This window comes from Piscibacillus sp. B03 (genome assembly GCF_052246295.1).
GTDB lineage: Bacteria > Bacillota > Bacilli > Bacillales > Alkalibacillaceae > Piscibacillus.
The window spans coordinates 22,168-39,172 of record NZ_JBQQCO010000013.1; the positions used below are offsets into that span (position 1 = coordinate 22,168).

Annotated in this window: 11 protein-coding genes; 7 read left to right on the top strand and 4 right to left on the bottom strand. The window is 33.6% G+C overall.

The window, feature by feature from the left end; translation table 11 throughout:
• Positions 1-69: 69 nt before the first annotated feature.
• On the top strand, positions 70-1,869 hold the full coding sequence (locus ACTWQB_RS10060) for a GmrSD restriction endonuclease domain-containing protein (RefSeq protein ID WP_443139055.1): 1,800 nt from the start codon (positions 70-72) through the stop codon (positions 1,867-1,869).
• Between the two features lie 58 nt (positions 1,870-1,927).
• On the opposite strand, the gene ACTWQB_RS10065 is transcribed toward ACTWQB_RS10060, so the two are convergent.
• Genes ACTWQB_RS10065 through ACTWQB_RS10075 form a run of 3 tightly spaced genes read right to left on the bottom strand, consistent with a single transcriptional unit; the run spans position 1,928 to position 5,676 of the window.
• Positions 1,928-2,305, bottom strand: a complete 378-nt coding sequence (locus tag ACTWQB_RS10065; protein ID WP_443139056.1) for a DUF559 domain-containing protein — start codon at positions 2,303-2,305, stop codon at positions 1,928-1,930.
• Positions 2,302-2,784 carry an AAA domain-containing protein gene (locus tag ACTWQB_RS10070; protein ID WP_443139123.1) on the bottom strand — a complete coding sequence of 161 codons (483 nt, stop codon included), beginning with the start codon at positions 2,782-2,784 and terminating at the stop codon, positions 2,302-2,304. The genes ACTWQB_RS10065 and ACTWQB_RS10070 overlap by 4 nt, the downstream gene beginning before the upstream one ends.
• A 30-nt stretch (positions 2,785-2,814) precedes the next feature.
• On the bottom strand, positions 2,815-5,676 hold the full coding sequence (locus ACTWQB_RS10075; protein ID WP_443139057.1) for an AAA domain-containing protein: 2,862 nt from the start codon (positions 5,674-5,676) through the stop codon (positions 2,815-2,817).
• A gap of 247 nt (positions 5,677-5,923) precedes the next feature.
• Between ACTWQB_RS10075 and ACTWQB_RS10080 the strand changes: the two genes are divergently transcribed.
• From ACTWQB_RS10080 to ACTWQB_RS10105, 6 genes are all read left to right on the top strand, one after another.
• A complete protein-coding gene (locus tag ACTWQB_RS10080; RefSeq protein ID WP_443139058.1) occupies positions 5,924-6,514 on the top strand; it encodes a restriction endonuclease subunit S in 591 nt (196 codons plus the stop codon).
• The gene (locus ACTWQB_RS10085) at positions 6,511-8,040 is read left to right on the top strand and encodes a type I restriction-modification system subunit M (RefSeq protein WP_443139059.1); all 1,530 of its coding nucleotides are present in this window, start codon (positions 6,511-6,513) and stop codon (positions 8,038-8,040) included. Before ACTWQB_RS10080 ends, ACTWQB_RS10085 begins: the two co-directional genes overlap by 4 nt.
• 8 nt (positions 8,041-8,048) lie before the next feature.
• Positions 8,049-9,188, top strand: a complete 1,140-nt coding sequence (locus tag ACTWQB_RS10090) for a restriction endonuclease subunit S (RefSeq protein WP_443139060.1) — start codon at positions 8,049-8,051, stop codon at positions 9,186-9,188.
• A gap of 46 nt (positions 9,189-9,234) precedes the next feature.
• Complete coding sequence (locus tag ACTWQB_RS10095; RefSeq protein WP_443139061.1) at positions 9,235-12,333, top strand: type I restriction endonuclease subunit R; 3,099 nt, start codon at positions 9,235-9,237, stop codon at positions 12,331-12,333.
• An 11-nt stretch (positions 12,334-12,344) separates the two neighbouring features.
• On the top strand, positions 12,345-13,082 hold the full coding sequence (locus tag ACTWQB_RS10100; RefSeq protein ID WP_443139062.1) for a M48 family metallopeptidase: 738 nt from the start codon (positions 12,345-12,347) through the stop codon (positions 13,080-13,082).
• A gap of 137 nt (positions 13,083-13,219) precedes the next feature.
• Entirely contained in the window at positions 13,220-15,796 is a 2,577-nt protein-coding gene (locus tag ACTWQB_RS10105; RefSeq protein WP_443139063.1) for an NACHT domain-containing protein, read from the top strand.
• A gap of 307 nt (positions 15,797-16,103) precedes the next feature.
• Here the strand turns inward: ACTWQB_RS10105 and ACTWQB_RS10110 are convergent, their stop codons facing one another.
• A complete protein-coding gene (locus tag ACTWQB_RS10110; protein ID WP_443139064.1) occupies positions 16,104-16,991 on the bottom strand; it encodes a fumarylacetoacetate hydrolase family protein in 888 nt (295 codons plus the stop codon).
• Positions 16,992-17,005: the final 14 nt, after the last annotated feature.

Here is a 17,005-nt window from a genome sequence, read left to right on the forward strand (position 1 = left end):
AAAAAGGATATTGAATATTATGTTAAAATTGTAATAAATAATTAATTTATTGGTAAAGAGGTGATATTTTTGTCTAATTATCAAGTAAATAATACTAACATTAATGCATTAATTAGCTGGATTGAACAAGATATTGTCGCAATTCCAGAAATTCAACGTCCATTTGTTTGGAAATCATCAAAAGTCAGAGATTTACTAGATTCATTATATAATGATTATCCTGTAGGCTACATAATTACATGGCAAAATCCTGATACTCGATTAAAAGATGGCACTGTGTCACATGGTAAGAAAATTTTAATTGACGGACAACAGCGGGTAACTGCTATTATGGCAGCCCTATCGGGTAAAGAAGTTGTTAATAAGGACTATAAAAAGAAACGAATTGCTATTGCTTTCAATCCAATTGATGAGGTATTTGAAGTTCAAAACCCTGCCATTCGTAAGGATAAAAAGTGGATTCCTGACATTTCTAAGATTTTTGAGCAAGGGTTTGATACATTCGGTTTTATTAATGAATATTGTGCAAAGAACCCAGAAATGGAACCGAATCAATTAAATCAAATCATACAACGATTAATTAATATAAAACATAGCTCGATCGGAGTCATAGAACTTGCACATACTTTAGATATTGAAGTTGTAACTGAGATTTTTATAAGAATCAATTCATCAGGTGTTAATCTTAGTCAAGCAGACTTTGCCATGTCTAAAATCTCGGTAAATGATTTACATGAAGGTCCATTAATTAGGAAAACGGTGGATTACTTCTGTCATCTAATTAAAAGTCCAGCGATATTTGAAAATATTGCAGAAAATGACAAGGAATTTGCAAATACAGATGAATTTAACAAAATTAAATGGGTAAAAGACTATAATACAAATATCTATGAACCTAGCTATTCAGATCTTTTACGTGTAGCATTTACGTTTAAATTTTTACGCGGACGTTTATCTAACTTAGTTAGTTTACTTTCTGGTCGTGACTTTGAAACTCGTGAATATAAAGGAGAAATTATTGAGGAATCTTTTGAAAGCTTACATGATGGTGTGCTTAAGTTTGTAAATGAAACAAACTTTAAACGATTCATTATGATTCTTAAGTCTGCTGGAATCATAAATGCCAAACTCGTTAGGTCTCAACATGCATTGAACTTTGCTTACAGTTTGTACCTACTGTTAAGAGAAAAAGGAGTAAATGATTCTGTAATAAATCATGTTGTACGTAAATGGTTGGTTGCATCAATCTTAACAGGACGTTATTCAGGAGGTTCTCCAGAATCTGAATTCGATTTTGATATTAAGCGATTTAATTCTTATGAAGATCCAGTTGAGTATCTAAAACAGATGGAAGATGGGGAACTATCTGATGCATTCTGGAACAATATCTTGCCAACAAATCTCGAGACACCAGTTGCAAGTAGTCCATATTTTAACTTGTTCGTGATGGCACAGATTTATGATAAGGACTATGCTTTTCTATCAAAATCAATTACGGTGCAGCAGTTAATAGAAGAACGCGGAGATGTTCACCATGTATTCCCTAAAAAATACTTGCAAAGCAATGGCTTTAATAATAGAAGGCATTACAACCAAATCGCGAACTATGCATTCACAGAGCAAGCCGTGAATTTAGCAATTAAAGCACAAGCACCTAAGGATTATATGGCAAAAGTAAAAGAGCAAATTAATAACGGTGAAAGAAACATCGGAGAAATTGACAATTATGAAGATCTTATTGAGAATTTAAAAATGAACTGTATTCCAGATTCAATTTATAATATGGAGTACAGTGACTATAATGATTTCCTACTAGAACGTAGAAAAATGATGGGCCAAAAGATTAGAGATTTTTATAATAAACTTTAATACTAGGCTATCATATTAATAACAGCACAACATAATTTCAGTATGTTGTGTTGCATTTTTATTGCGAAGCAGTAACTTTAGGTTTACTTAACATCTTAATAGTCTGATCAATCCGTTCAATCTCACTATTAGGATCATTCCACCAATTTCTGCTCCAAATTCTTTCGATTGTCCAGCCTTTAGATTCTAAATAACGTTGACGATAGATGTCCCGTTCTCTAGCGGATGGGGCACTGTGATACATGGCACCATCGCACTCAATTCCTAACACGTACTTACTTGGATCATTAGGATCGATCACAGCCAAGTCAATTCTATAGCCTGACATGCCGACTTGAGTATCTACTTCATATCCAATCTGTCTTAATCGATCATAGACTTGTTCTTCAAATGGTGAATCAAAGTGTAAATCGGATTTTTGGATGGTTGTATTCACATCACTGTTGATTTCGGCAATGACACCTTCAATTTTTCTTTGTTTAGCTCCGAAACTTCATAAGCATATTTTAAATAATGCTTTAATAGCTTCGGTCCTACGTTTTTAGTGTTGGTCACATTGAGTTCATGTGGTTCAATGCTTGAGACAACATGAATTTCTTCTTTAGCACGTGTAACAGCAACATTAAGTCTGTTCTCGCCGCCTTGTTGGCCAAGCGTACCAAATCGATTGTACACTTTCCCTTCATCATTTTTGGCATAAGCAATTGAGAAGATAATAATATCTCGTTCGTCACCTTGTACGTTTTCAATGTTTTTCACAAAGATTCTCTCATCTAAGTCACGGCTCATAACTTCTTCATAAACAGCACTAAACTCTGGATCTTCTTCAGCATATTTGTCAATCATATCTTCTATAGCTACTTGTTGTTTAGCGTTAAAAGTAATGATTCCGACTGTTTTATCATGATCTTTGATTAAGAGAGCTTTTAATAACTTGACGACATCTTAGGCTTCAACAATGTTATGCTGGTTAATCCAACGTCCGTTAGAACCATGCCACTGAATAGCCGGAGGATTCTGCATATGATTCACATTCGGTGCGATTTGCATCGAGCCATTGTAAAAAGCATGATTAGAGAAGTTGATTAACTCCTCTGATTTCGAACGATAGTGCCATTCCAACATTTGATTTGGAAGAATTCGTTTAGCTAAGTTTAATAAACTCTCCGACTCTTCAAATTCGTCTAGTTCATCATCTTCATCGACCTCTACAGAACTTTTGAATAAAGAAGATGGAGGTAATTGTTGTTCATCTCCAGCGACCACGATCTTATCTCCTCTATAAATAGCTGGAATACCATTTTCTACGGTACACTGCGAGGCTTCATCAAAGACGACTAAATCAAACAATTTTTCTTCTAAAGGGAAGATAGCTGACGCTACTTCTGGTGACACAAGCCATACTGGCATAATGTCTAATAACCCGTTTAAAGAGAATTCATTTACAAATCGTCTAACTTTCCAAATCATGCGTTTTTTGTTGGTCTGATGGTTCATATCTTTAACGGCTTTTCTGTTTTCTTCCTTTACATCGTCAACTTTTTGATGTAACTCATTCTGTAATAATTTTATAGTTAAATCCTGCTTTTCTTTTAGTAAGCTTTCTAATTTAGACTGCAGTTGTTTGAATGAGCCGGTTCCGATTTTAGCGATCTCAGGATGATTAGCCTCAATCTGGTCAATCCAATGAATGTAGATGGACTGTCTTGCGATATCGACCCAGTCATCTCTTAAATTGTTACCCGAGTTAGGCTTCGACTCAATTAATGAATTTATAATAAATTGAACATGTGAATCTCTTGATTCATAGAAGCGATCCATTTCTCTTAATTTGTCAAAGTACTCTTTAATGTAGTCTAATTTCTTTTCAAAATCCTTAAGAGGAATATCTCCTTTAGAAATTCGTTTGGAAAATTGGTCGATCGATTCATCTTTAAAATAGGTCTTTAGCTTATTTAGTTCAGTAAGTAGTTCATTACTTTGTTGTGATAGCTCATATAAAAAGGCAAGACTCTCTCTTAATTTTGGCCATTCTTTAGAGGAGAGGCCTTTAAATTTATCACCGTCTAGTAAATCTTCAATTATTGTTTTACCTGTAAAACTGGTCCATAACCATAGTCTTAACTTCTGAAGTGTTTTCTCCTCATTAGTGTTCAAATCGTCATATACTTTCTCAAGCTTCGAATCGATTCCTAAACTGTAGGCTGGAGTTATATCTTCATCATTGAAATGCTCTAAGTACTCGACAATTTTACTTGAATCATCCGTTAGCTTCTGTAAAATCTCAACTAATTTCATCCGATCAGCAATTTCTGTATTATTAAAAGGTTTTCGGTCATTAACAGGGTTATTCACACCATCAAACGACTCAAAATAATCGGCATAGGTCCCGACATCGTTTAATATATCGTCTAAATTATTTTTATTAATGCCAGGTAATACTTCTCTTAAATCAATAACCGTTTCTTGATCTTTATATGGCTTACTTAATCCATATAAATCATAGGCCCTAAACCCGTGTCCTTGTGGTGTGAAAAGAGCCTTAGTTACTTGATTCATTTCTTCTTCAGTTTTAATGATTTGTTCGGATATATTTTTGTGCTCTTGTTTCACATCTTCAAGTGTCTGGCTGCGGTTCAATATGTTACTAATCTTGTTATATAGCTTTTTACGGTCATTCTTTTCATCATGTAATAAAGCGACATTGGAAGACAAGTTTAAAGCATCAAGTCTTTGGTAAACGACATCCAAAGCAGCACGTTTTTGCGTCACCAACATGACCTTTTGACCTTTCGCCATAGCATTTGCAATCATATTCACAATGACTTGTGATTTGCCCGTACCAGGTGGACCGTGAACAACCATGCCTTTTTCGACTTCGAGTAGGTCAATGATTTTCTCTTGAGATGCATCTGTATCTAAAACTAGAGATTTGGACGTTTCATGTTCGACTTGTTCCTTAAAGTTCTTATCACTAGGTAAGCTGTCAGTTGAATCATCATTCTTTACAACCTCTACATTTAGAAAATCATCCACGATTCCTAAATCTTCATCTTCTTCAAGTAATTCGATAAAGTCATCATAATCTTTTAAAATGGCAGAATCACCTTGAGCAAAATGCCCAATTACAGCCTGATTATTCAGCCTGAAACTATTGCGACTAAAGGTTGGGATTTCTTCTTTTCGATAATCATCTATAGGTTGTAATTGTTCAGTTTCATTTACTGAAAGGTTAAGGTTAAATTTCTTTAGCCACTCTGACCATGAACTCAAATCCCCGCTTTTAGCTAGCTCTTCAGCCTCATCATAGAATTGTTCAGGAAAATACATTTCATTTAATTTTTGAAGAGCTAAGAATAGAGTTCTGTTAATCTGCGGTGGTTGGTCAGTTATTGGATCGACTTTCCACTCAATGTTTCCCTTCTTAAAACGATTAAGTTTATAAGGGTGTAAAAATAATGGTGCTCTTATATATGTACCATCAGCCATACTACCTTCAATAAATGGATATCCCAAATATAGATCGTAAAGCCCTGTCTCTTCTTCAATAGAATTAATGTTTCTGTACAACGTTGTTAACTTCTTAGATAAGTTAAGTGTTTCTTCTTTACTGTGGTTTACTTTGACAATCGTTTTTGAGTAATTCTGAAGCAATTGAGTCAGAACTTCATCTGGTGTAAGTCCAATTTTGTTCAGCTCATATAAGTCAAACGTCCATTTGTTGTACTTTTTTAATAGTCTAATGGATCGATTACTTTTACTGATATTGTTTAATTTATCTCGTAATGAAACTAATTTTTCCTTCATATGTACCACCTTTAAATCCTCGAGTTCAGTTATCCATTATTATACATGAATGTGTTCTCCATAAAAATACATATGGTGACTGATGTTCACATCAATTAAAATCAACTTATTAAAAGAGCTAGAGCGATGTACCGAAATGTTTTTGAAAAGATTCTGTAAAACTCTTTACAGTAAATTCTAATTGTTATATTCTTGTTATAACATCGATTTTGTTATAAATTAATTATGACAGAAAAGGAGGTGTGAAATGAAGCTTGGAGAAATTGCTCAAATCAAAACTGGATTAGTGTTATCAAGAAAAAAGGCAAAGATGGACTTTGATGTAAGAGCGAAATATGAATTGATATCATTAGGTAATTTAGATGAAGAGGGTTTATTTAATACCAAACCTTTTGAATTATTTGAAAGTAATACAGTGCTGGATGATCGTTATTTTACTAAATTAAAAGATATTATTTTTAGGTTCACGTATCCATACACTGCGGTGCATATAAGTAAAAGTAATGTAGGCTTACTGATTCCATCGTCTTTTGGAGTCATTCAAGTCCACCATCCAAATTTTCTATCTGAGTATGTCGCGTGGTATTTGAACTCTAAATTTATTAAACATGAATTAGAAAAAGCTCAAAGTGGATCTATGATTGCAAGTACGAATAAAAATATACTACAAAACCTAGAAATTAAAGAGATTCCACTAGAAAAGCAACAAAAGATTACGGATTTACTTCAATTGTATCAAAAAGAAAAGTTATTACATGAACAATTAGTAAAAGAAAAAGGTAAATTGGTTCAAGCTGTAACCACACAGTTGTTAATAAATGAGGAGGAACAAAAATGAGTGAACAAGTGACAAGAGAGCAAATTAATTCCGTTTTATGGCAGGCGGCCGATACATTTCGAGGGAAAATTGATTCCAGCATCTACAAGGACTACATATTGACAATGTTGTTCTTAAAGTACATCAGTGATGCTTATAAGGAGCATTTAGAAGAATATACAAAGAAATATGATGGAGATGAACGACGTATACAACGTGCTTTATCTCGTGAGCGTTTTGTATTAGAAGATGATGCAACGTTTGACTACCTATACAGTAAACGTAACGACCCTGAAATCGGAGAAATCATTAATAAAGCGTTAGAGAAACTTGAGAATGAAAACACAGGAAAACTTCGTGGTGTATTCCGTAACATCGACTTTAACTCGGAGTCGGTATTGGGAAAAGCGAAAGAGCGTAACTCGATGCTTCGTTCAGTACTGGAAGATTTCAACAAGCTTACATTAAAACCTTCTGTGGTTGGAAGAGAAGATGTCATTGGAGATTCGTATCAATATATGATTGAACGCTTTGCTTCAGATGCAGGAAAGAAGGGTGGAGAGTTCTTCACGCCATCTATGGTGTCAGAACTATTAGCAAGACTGGTTCAACCAGAAGAAAACGATCGGATATATGACCCAACTTGTGGTTCTGGTTCACTTCTTATTAAAGTGGCGAATCAAGTGCCGAGTAAAAAAGTACAAATATACGGTCAAGAACGTAATGGTCAAACACATGCCCTGGCTATTATGAATATGTATCTACACGGTATTGATGATGCAAGGTTAGAGTGGGGCGATACGTTATCAAATCCACTACACTTAGAAGATGATAAACTCATGAAATTTCAACGTATTGTTGCTAACCCACCATTCTCATTAGACAAATGGGCAATGGGTTTTGCAGGTGAAACGAATACGGATAAGAAATTCAAAATGGATGCTTCCTTAGACCCTTACCGCCGATTTGACTGGGGTGTTCCACCAAGTTCCAAAGGGGATTATGCTTTTGTTCAACATATGCTTTACTCGTTAGCTGAAGGTGGAAAGATGGCAACGATTTTACCGCATGGTGTGTTATTCCGAGGAGCAAGTGAAGGGAAAATTCGTAAACAAATTCTTGACATGAATCTATTAGATGCAGTCATAGGTCTACCTGAAGGACTATTCTTTGGAACAGGAATCCCAGCATGTATCATGGTTTTCCAAAAGAATCGCACACGTGAAGATGTGTTATTCATTGATGCGTCGGGTGAAGGAAACTATGAAAAAGGGAAAAATCAGAATAAACTTCGTGAGCAAGACATTCAAAAGATAGTAGAGACATACGAAAACTATGAAACAATTGACAAATATTCCTATGTCGCATCAATCGATGAGATTAAAGAAAATGATTATAACTTAAACATTCCAAGGTATGTTGATACGTTTGAGGAAGAAGAGCCAGTTGATATGGAAGCAGTGAAACAAAATATTACGAATATCAAATCAGAACTTCAAGAAGTCGAACAGCAGATGGAAGTGTATTTGAAAGAGTTGGGATTGTAGGTGATTAAATGAAGTCGAATGAACTTATTAATACCAGAATTGGAATTTTGCCTAAAGAATGGGAAATTCAAAAACTTGAAGATGTTGCAGTAGTAACGATGGGTCAATCACCAAAGTCTGAGAATTACAATTCAGAAAATAAAGGTTTGCCTCTAATTCAGGGAAATGCAGATATTGAAAAAAGAAAAACCAAACCAAAAGTATGGACAACACAAATCACAAAAAAGTGTGATATTGGAAATATAATAATGACGGTTCGAGCCCCCGTAGGAAAAATAGCAAAATCCATGCATCAAGCCTGTATAGGTAGAGGAGTTTGCTCAATAGCACCTAAGCAATCTAACGAATATATCTACTATGTTTTATTAACGTATGAGGATAAGTGGAAAAGATATTCTCAGGGTAGTACGTTTGAGTCGATTAATAGCTCCGACATAAAAACCCTTGATATTCCTATGCCAAAACCCGAAGAGCAACAAAAAATCGCGGACATTCTCTCCGCCTGGGACAAAGCAATCGAATTGAAAGAAAAATTAATTGAACAGAAAAAAGAGCAGAAAAAAGGGTTAATGCAGAGGTTGTTGACGGGTGAAGTGAGGTTGCCAGGGGTTGATGGTGAGTGGAAGAGAGTTCCGTTTGAAGAGGTGTTTAATAAGGTAAGTGTTAAGAAATACCAAATTAAGACAAAGGATTATTTAGAGAACGGTGAATATCCTGTTGTTGATCAAGGGAAAACAAAGATTGTTGCTTATTCTAATCAGTCTGACAAAATATATAAAATTCCAAAAGACGGTGTAATTATATTTGGGGATCATACGAGAGAAATAAAATATATTGACTTTGATTTTATTGTTGGTGCAGATGGTACACAAGTATTTGAAGTGAAAGAAAAATTTGATACAAAGTTTTATTATTATCATTTATTGATACAAAAAATACCGAATACTGGTTATAACAGGCACTTTAAGTTCGTAAAAGAAATGTGGTTTAAATTACCATCTATAGAAGAACAAAAAGCTATCTCAAATATTCTTTACACTTTAGATGTAGAAATAGAAAAAAACCAAGAATATGTACAGAAATTAAAACAACAAAAAAAAGGTCTTATGCAGTTACTTTTAACAGGAAAGGTTCGGGTGAAGGTATAATGCCTTCTCTCCTTTCTTCTTAATCTATTATTATGGAGGTGATTGGATGCAAACGCCAAGGAGTGATGAACTTTCAACGAGTCAACAGCCTGCAATTGACATATTGACAGGTATGAATTATCAATACTTACCCACAGAAGAAGCTGAACGGATGCGTGGAAATCTATATAATGTGTTACTCAAAGATATTTTGAAGAAAAAACTACATGAATTAAATGATTATGAATATAAAGGTGAAACGTATCCGTTTAGTGATGGCAATATCGAACAGGCGATTCGTGATTTAGATGAGTCCTTAACGGATGGCTTAGTGAAGACAAATGAAAAAATCTATGAGTCTATGATGTTAGGAAGAAGCTATACGGAGAATCTACCTGATGGATCGAAGAAATCATTTTCTCTTCAGTTCATTGATTGGGAGCACTTTGAAAATAATGACTTTCATGTGGTGGAAGAGTTCACCGTTGAACGTCAAGATGGAAGAGGAACCGTTCGACCAGATATCGTGCTATTTGTCAATGGGATTCCGTTTGCGGTGATTGAATGTAAGAAAGCATCCGTCTCGATGGCTCAAGGGGTTAGCCAAATGATTCGTAATCAAGGCAAAGACTATGCTCCACAGCTTTTTAAGTTTGTTCAAATCGTGATGGCAACGAACAAAAACGAAACGCAATACGCCACTTGTAATACGCCACAAAAGTTCTGGTCAGTTTGGAAAGAAGAACATACAGAATGGTTAGGAACACAACTTAGTGGACTTGTCAAAGAACGTATGGTTACTACTCAGGATAAAAATCTAGTGTCATTATTTCATCCAGAACGACTATTAGATATAACAAGGTATTTTATAATCTTTGATAAGGATGTCAAAAAAGTTGCCCGTTATCAACAGTATTTTGCGATTAAGGAAATTATTAAGACGGTTGAACAACGTGATGACCAAGGAAAACGCCAATCAGGAGTTATTTGGCATACCCAAGGGTCTGGAAAATCGTTAACAATGGTGATGTTAGCGAAATACATTTTATCAGAACTTTGGGAGTATAACCCTAAAGTAGTAGTAGTGACAGACCGTGTGGAATTAGATAAGCAAATTCATAAGACGTTTAATCATTCTCGGCTGAAAGCTAGTCAAGCCACATCTGGTAAACATTTAGTTAATTTGATTAATGATAATAATGCGGATGTCATCACAACACTTGTTCATAAGTTTGATACGGCTGCTAAAAATCAAGAACCAATCGAGTCAAAAGATATTTTTGTATTAGTTGATGAGTCTCACAGAACGCAGTACGGTGAGTTAAACATTAAGATGAAAAAGGTGTTTCCGAATGCATCTTATCTTGGATTTACTGGAACACCACTTATGAAAAAAGAGAAAAACACCATGATTAAATTCGGTAAGTTAATTCACCAATACACGATTGCGGATGGGGTAGAGGATAAAGCAATATTACCACTTCTATACGAAGGTCGTATGGTAGAACAGACGGTCAATCAAAAAGCTATTGATAATCGCTTGGAGATGATCACACGTCACCTTGATCAAGAACAAAAAGATCAAGTCATGAAGAAGTGGAGTACGTTTGAACGTATAGCATCTTCAGATCAGCGCATTAATACAATTGCTTTTGATATTAATGAGCATTTCATGAACAACTATAAAACACAAGGTTCAAACTTCAAAGCGATGCTAGCAACGAATAGTAAGATTGAAGCTATTCGTTATCTAGAAGCTTTTGATGAATTGGGCGACTTAAATTGTGCAGTTGTCATTTCTCCACCTGACCAACGCGAAGGTCATGAAGCGGTGGATGTTAAGTCTAAAGATAAGATTCAACTGTTCTGGAAACGTATGATGGACCGCTATGGAGACGCTGATAGTTATGAAGATTCGATTAAAGATGAATTTGTTAACGGTGACGATATTGACTTACTAATTGTTGTTGATAAACTCTTGACTGGTTTTGACGCTCCAAAAGCTTCTGTATTATATGTCGATAAAGTACTAAAAGAACACAATTTACTCCAAGCCATCGCTCGTGTGAATCGTTTATATGAAGGCAAGGACTATGGTGTCATTATTGACTACAGAGGTTTACTTGAAAAATTAGATGAAGCGATGGAAATGTATTCAGGCTCAGGACTTGAAAATTTTGATCCTAAAGATTTAAAAGGTGCCCTGCATGATGTCATCTCAGTCGTCGGTAAAATCCGTCAGTATCATTCTGATTTATGGCAAATCTTTGTTCCAGTTAAAAACAAACAGGACACTGAGGAGTATGAAGTGTTATTAGAAGAGAAAGAAAAACGAGATGACTTTTATGACACATTAAGTCAGTTCAGTCGTCATATGGCAATAGCGCTAGAATCTGAACAGGTTTATGATGCTTTAGGTGAAGATGAGCTAAGCAGGTATAAAAAAGATTTGAAATTCTTCCAAGACTTACGTCGGAGTGTGAAACTACGTTATTCTGATACCGTTGATCATAAAGAGTATGAAGCTAAAATGCAGAAACTAATGGATCAGTATATTTCATCAGAAGACATGATGCAGATCACGAAGCCAGTTGATATATTAGATCGTGATAAATTTGAAGAAGAAATGAATCGTTTAGGCTCTAAACGTGCTAAAGCAGACGCTATACGAACACGCTTAACGAAAAGTATTAATGAAAAATATGATGAGAACCCTGCCTATTATGAGAAGTTTTCTGAACGAATTAAAAAGGCTTTGGAAGACTACAAAGAGAAACGAATCACAGAAGCAGAGTATTGGCAGCGCATGAATGAAATGAAGGAAGAATACCGCAAAGGCGCTTCAGAGGATCAATATCCTTCAAACATTAAAGGTAATGGCAATGCTCAAGCTTTTTATGGTGTAACAAAAGACATTTTAGAAGAAGTGAAAGAGGCCACTCCTTCTTATGAGGTTGTAGCAGATTTAGCTTTAGATATGGATAAAATCATTCAAGATGAAACTAAGGTGGATTGGCACAACAATACTGATGTCCATAAAAAAATTGAACAAGAATTAGATGATTTATTATATGAATTTGACCAGAAGCATGAATTAGGACTGGATCTTGATCAAATCGATAAAATTATTGAGCACATAAAAACCGTCGCTTTAAGACGCTACTAAGGTGTGACAAGATGGCACAACATCATATTGACTACAACAATCAACGCATCACATTTGAAATTGAAAGAAAGAATGTTAAAAACGTTAATGTAAACATTAAACCTGATATGACAGTGAAAGTCTCAGCAAACAACCAGGTTCCAATAGATTTTATTGAGAACCTGGTTTATAAAAAAGCACCATGGATTCTAAAACACGTCAAACAGTTTAAAGAAGTCCAACCTGAACGAAGAAGTGAACGTGAGTATGTGAGTGGTGAATCTTTTAAGTACCTAGGGAAACAGTATCGACTTAGGGTAAAGAAAGTTGAGTTAAAAGACGAAGAAGGTGTTAAGTACTTAAGAGGTTTTATTCACCTATACGTTAAGGAAATTGATAATTTAGAAAAGAAAAAGCAATTAATTGACGATTGGTATCGTGAAAGAGCCAGAAAAATCTTCTCTGAATCTCTGAACAAAGTACACACTAAATTAGAAAAGTACGGTATAGAAAAACCTGATTTTCAAGTACGTTCCATGAAGGCAAGATGGGGGTCGGCTTTAATAGACTCAAATACAATACTTTTGAATTTAGAATTAATTAAAGCCCCAAAACCATGTATTGATTATGTTGTGTTACATGAATTAATACACTTCAAGTACAACGATCATAGTGATAAGTTTTATGATATGTTGTACACAATGATGCCGGATTGGGAAGAGCGTAAAAGATTATTGGATCAAGATATAGTTAGTGAGTTACAGGTTTAATTTTTTTACTTCTTTTATGAATGACCTATTGGATCCCCTTAATATTAAAAAATTTTTTTTAAAGGAGAATAAAAACAATTGTCGAAATATGGAATTATTGGATATCCAATTAAAATTTAAAGGTGAAGGTGATAAGTATGCCTGTAGGTATTGATGGTAACGGTTTTAGTAATTTAATTATAAAATTTGCTGGTAAACAATTATTTGAAAAAATAATAGGAGGGCAAAACAAAACACACATAGACAAGAAATTTGAAGAAGCTATTGATACTGCTGCTGATAGGGTGCAAAAGAAATACCCAGATGCTTTTGGTGGGAGTATTGATATTTTATTCTCTGAACCTAGTATTTTTGAAGAACTAACAAGGGTATTATTTAGGACCACAAAGGTGAATATTGATAAAATTAAGGAAGAATTTGATTTGTCCACTTTACCTGATAATATCATTGAAGAGTTTATCTATGAGTTAAAAACGGAGCTAAGTACTTATCATGAATTTGAAAGAATTTTCAGTGATACGGAAATGCATGATAAAATTTATGAAATTGGTATTAATTTGAATGATGCGTTGACAAAATCAAATTTAAATTATGAAGACTTTTTAGAAGAATATAAAAATACTTTGTTACCTAGTTTTAAAAAAATAAACTATTTCGGTTTAGGTTTATCTCCTAGCGTAAAAAGAGGAGAAAAGTCACTTGATGACATATATGTTATACCGAGGTTCAAAAGTATAAATGATTCTGTTGAAAAAGATTTAAAGTCAGAAAACGAGATAAAAAAATTCCTTAATTTTGAACAAAATGATGAAGAAAATGCAAAAATAAAAGATTTATTTGTTGATAGTAACAAGCATGTAGTTGTGCTAGGAAATCCAGGGGCTGGAAAATCTATTTTAGGAAAATACCTAACTTGTTCTATTATAAGAGACGATTTTACTTATATTTCTGAAAACCTCAAAGGGTGTATACCTTTTAGGATAGAGTTAAGAAAATATCTGCCTTATAAAAAGAAAAATGATGCAAATTTATTAGAATATATAGTGCATGTTGTAAAAACCGATTTTTTAATCTCTTATTTTAATATAAATAATCTGATTGATATCTTAAACAGCAAAAATTGCTTAATTATTTTTGATGGGCTGGATGAAATCTTCGATATTCAAGATAAGGTGGAAGTAAAAGGAGATATTGAAAATTTCTTGTCTAAATACACTAATTGTAAAGGGTTAGTCACTTCAAGGTACATTGGGTATGATGAAGCCAAACTGGACCCTAAATTATTCATGGAATTTGAAATATTGAATTTCAATGAAACACAAATTGAAGAGTATGTTAATAAATGGTATGAGTGTGAAGTGAATATTGATGAAGAAATAAAGAGAGAAATTGATTATTTATTGAATAATATTAGAGATATCGATAAAGAATTAATAGAAAATCCGCTTTTACTTTCATTAATTGTTATCCTTTATAGAAATAATGGAAAGTTACCCAATTCTAAATTAGAAATTTATAGAAGTTGTACTAAGACATTAGTTGATAAATGGGATGAAACTAAAAACTTAAATATAGATATTAAGGTTAATAACAAGAAAATGAGTATATTTTCTTTCTTAGCTAAGTGGCAATATGAGCATTTAAGCAATAAATCTAAAGATAAAAATGAAATAACTAATTCGTTAGTACTAGGAGAAATTAGTCGCATAATACACATGCAATTAAATTTAACCGATGACCATAGTGAAGCAATAAAATGGGCGGAGGAATTTTTAGAATTTGCCAAGAACAGGTCTCTATATTTTGACAATGACTTTACACACAAAACATTCATGGAATACTTCACGGCTTATAATATTTTTCAGAATACCGATGTGAAACATAAACCACAAAAAAGAAATACTATTATAAAAAAATATATTAATAATGCCTATTGGTTTATAGTTTTAGAGTTACTTATAAATATGATTGATGAAAATCAAGCTGACAATGAAATAATTGACGATTTAATTATAGAGCAAACGAACTATCAAGATGAAAGCTATGTATTCTTTTTAGAAATAATTAATACTTTGAAAAATGTGAGTGACAAAGTAGTAAGGAAATTATTTAGAGATTCAATACGTATTGCTATAGAAAAGTGTAATTTGAATTCTAACAATAATCATTTATCTAAAGATATAGCAAATAGAGTAACAAATTTATTAAGCAATGATAAGTTTAGGCATATAATTCAAAAAGAATATGATGACCTTTATGGTTATTTTGAAGATAATAACGATCTCATTATTAAATATTATATATTTGCATACGATGTGAATTTATTACAAAGAGAAAATGAGTCCTTAAATATCAAATTTGATGATAAATTATCAAGCTTGAAACATGGTAGTATTAATCTATTTAGAAGAACAATTTCTAATATTAATGTACAAGATATAATAGAATTCAAGAATCATTTCGGAAAACAAGAATTGTATAATAAAGTTATTATACCTTATAGAGAGTACTCTTATTTTGCACCTTTATTAGATTCATATTTAAATAATCTATTAAATATTTCTGATCAAAATAAACTAATGTCTGAGTTTGATACCCTAGAAAGAAACGGAATACAGAAAAGTGATATTATTGAAAGGTACAATTTAATAGAAATGCAATGGCAAAATGAGAATAAAAAAAGTAAAATTAAACAGGTGAAAATGCTTTTATAATAATAAAATTTATAAGGAAAGCTAAGATACTCACTAGCTTTCCTTAATAAATTTATGAAGTATTCTAATTACAATCCACTTTAATTAATTTACTTTTCTAACCTTATAAATATTTTCTCTTAGTCCTTTTTGTAGATGTGTGTTTAATAAAATTAAACTGTTACATATATTGAAAACTAATTTGATTTGTCTAAACTTACCTGTACACATAGTAGAAGAATAAGTTTGAAATAAATAATTTCTTAAACGTTTCACTGTGTTACGTTTTATTGAGTTAGACTAATTCAAGTGGTACGTTAAAGTTCTATTAGGTTTTAACTCTATTCTCCAACTTCCCAAGCCCAGTAATCTCTAGCTCAACTGTATCCCCAATCTCGAGCCACTTACCCTCTTCACCTAACTCTAAAATGCACCCAGTTCCAACCGTTCCAGACCCAATAATATCTCCTGGATAAAGCGTGACGCCATCTGAAGCTCTTTCGATCATGTCGCCAAAGGTATAGTGAATGTCTTTGAAATTGCCTTTTGAAAGCTGAGTACCATTCACTCTTGCGACCATATCTAAATCATAACGATCACCTAGTTTATATGGCTCTAGTTCATCTTTAGTTACGATATAAGGGCCAATTGATGTCGCAAAGTCTTTTCCTTTTGCTGGTCCTAAGCCGACTTTCATTTCTTTTGCTTGTAGGTCTCTGGCTGACCAGTCATTTAAGATTGTATATCCAAAGATATAATCCTCAGCTTCACTTGCTTTAATATTTTTGCCTTCCTTTCCAATGACACAAGCCATTTCTAACTCATAGTCTAAAGCCATACATTTAGGTGGGCGTTCTACGTGATCTTGATGCCCAGAGACGACTAGGTGATTGGTGAAGTAAAAAGCTGGGATTTCATACCATGCTTCTGCCACTTCTATTCCAATTTGTTTAGCTGCGTTGACGATATGTTCTTCAAATGCCATGAAGTCTCTTATACTTGGTGGGTTCGGTAAAGGGGCTAATAGATTAACCTCTTTTAGTAAATGCGTTTTGTCTAGTTCACTTATATTTAGTTGAGACATATATTGATTATGATTTTGTATGAACTCGAGCATTGTTCTAGGGAATTCCTCACCTAAAGGATACACATGCAAGTCATCCGTTATGCCGTATTGAGTGTTCCCTTTTGGGTCTTGAAAGGTTACAAACTTCATCTTTTTCACCTCTA

Bases quoted from the DNA above. Each gene is read 5' to 3' on its own strand.
- ACTWQB_RS10110 (WP_443139064.1), bottom strand. From the start codon at position 16,991: ATGAAGTTTGTAACCTTTCAAGACCCAAAAGGGAACACTCAATACGGC.
- ACTWQB_RS10105 (WP_443139063.1), top strand. From the start codon at position 13,220: ATGCCTGTAGGTATTGATGGTAACGGTTTTAGTAATTTAATTATAAAA.
- ACTWQB_RS10090 (WP_443139060.1), top strand. From the start codon at position 8,049: ATGAAGTCGAATGAACTTATTAATACCAGAATTGGAATTTTGCCTAAA.
- ACTWQB_RS10095 (WP_443139061.1), top strand. From the start codon at position 9,235: ATGCAAACGCCAAGGAGTGATGAACTTTCAACGAGTCAACAGCCTGCA.
- ACTWQB_RS10075 (WP_443139057.1), bottom strand. From the start codon at position 5,676: ATGAAGGAAAAATTAGTTTCATTACGAGATAAATTAAACAATATCAGT.
- ACTWQB_RS10100 (WP_443139062.1), top strand. From the start codon at position 12,345: ATGGCACAACATCATATTGACTACAACAATCAACGCATCACATTTGAA.
- ACTWQB_RS10080 (WP_443139058.1), top strand. From the start codon at position 5,924: ATGAAGCTTGGAGAAATTGCTCAAATCAAAACTGGATTAGTGTTATCA.
- ACTWQB_RS10085 (WP_443139059.1), top strand. From the start codon at position 6,511: ATGAGTGAACAAGTGACAAGAGAGCAAATTAATTCCGTTTTATGGCAG.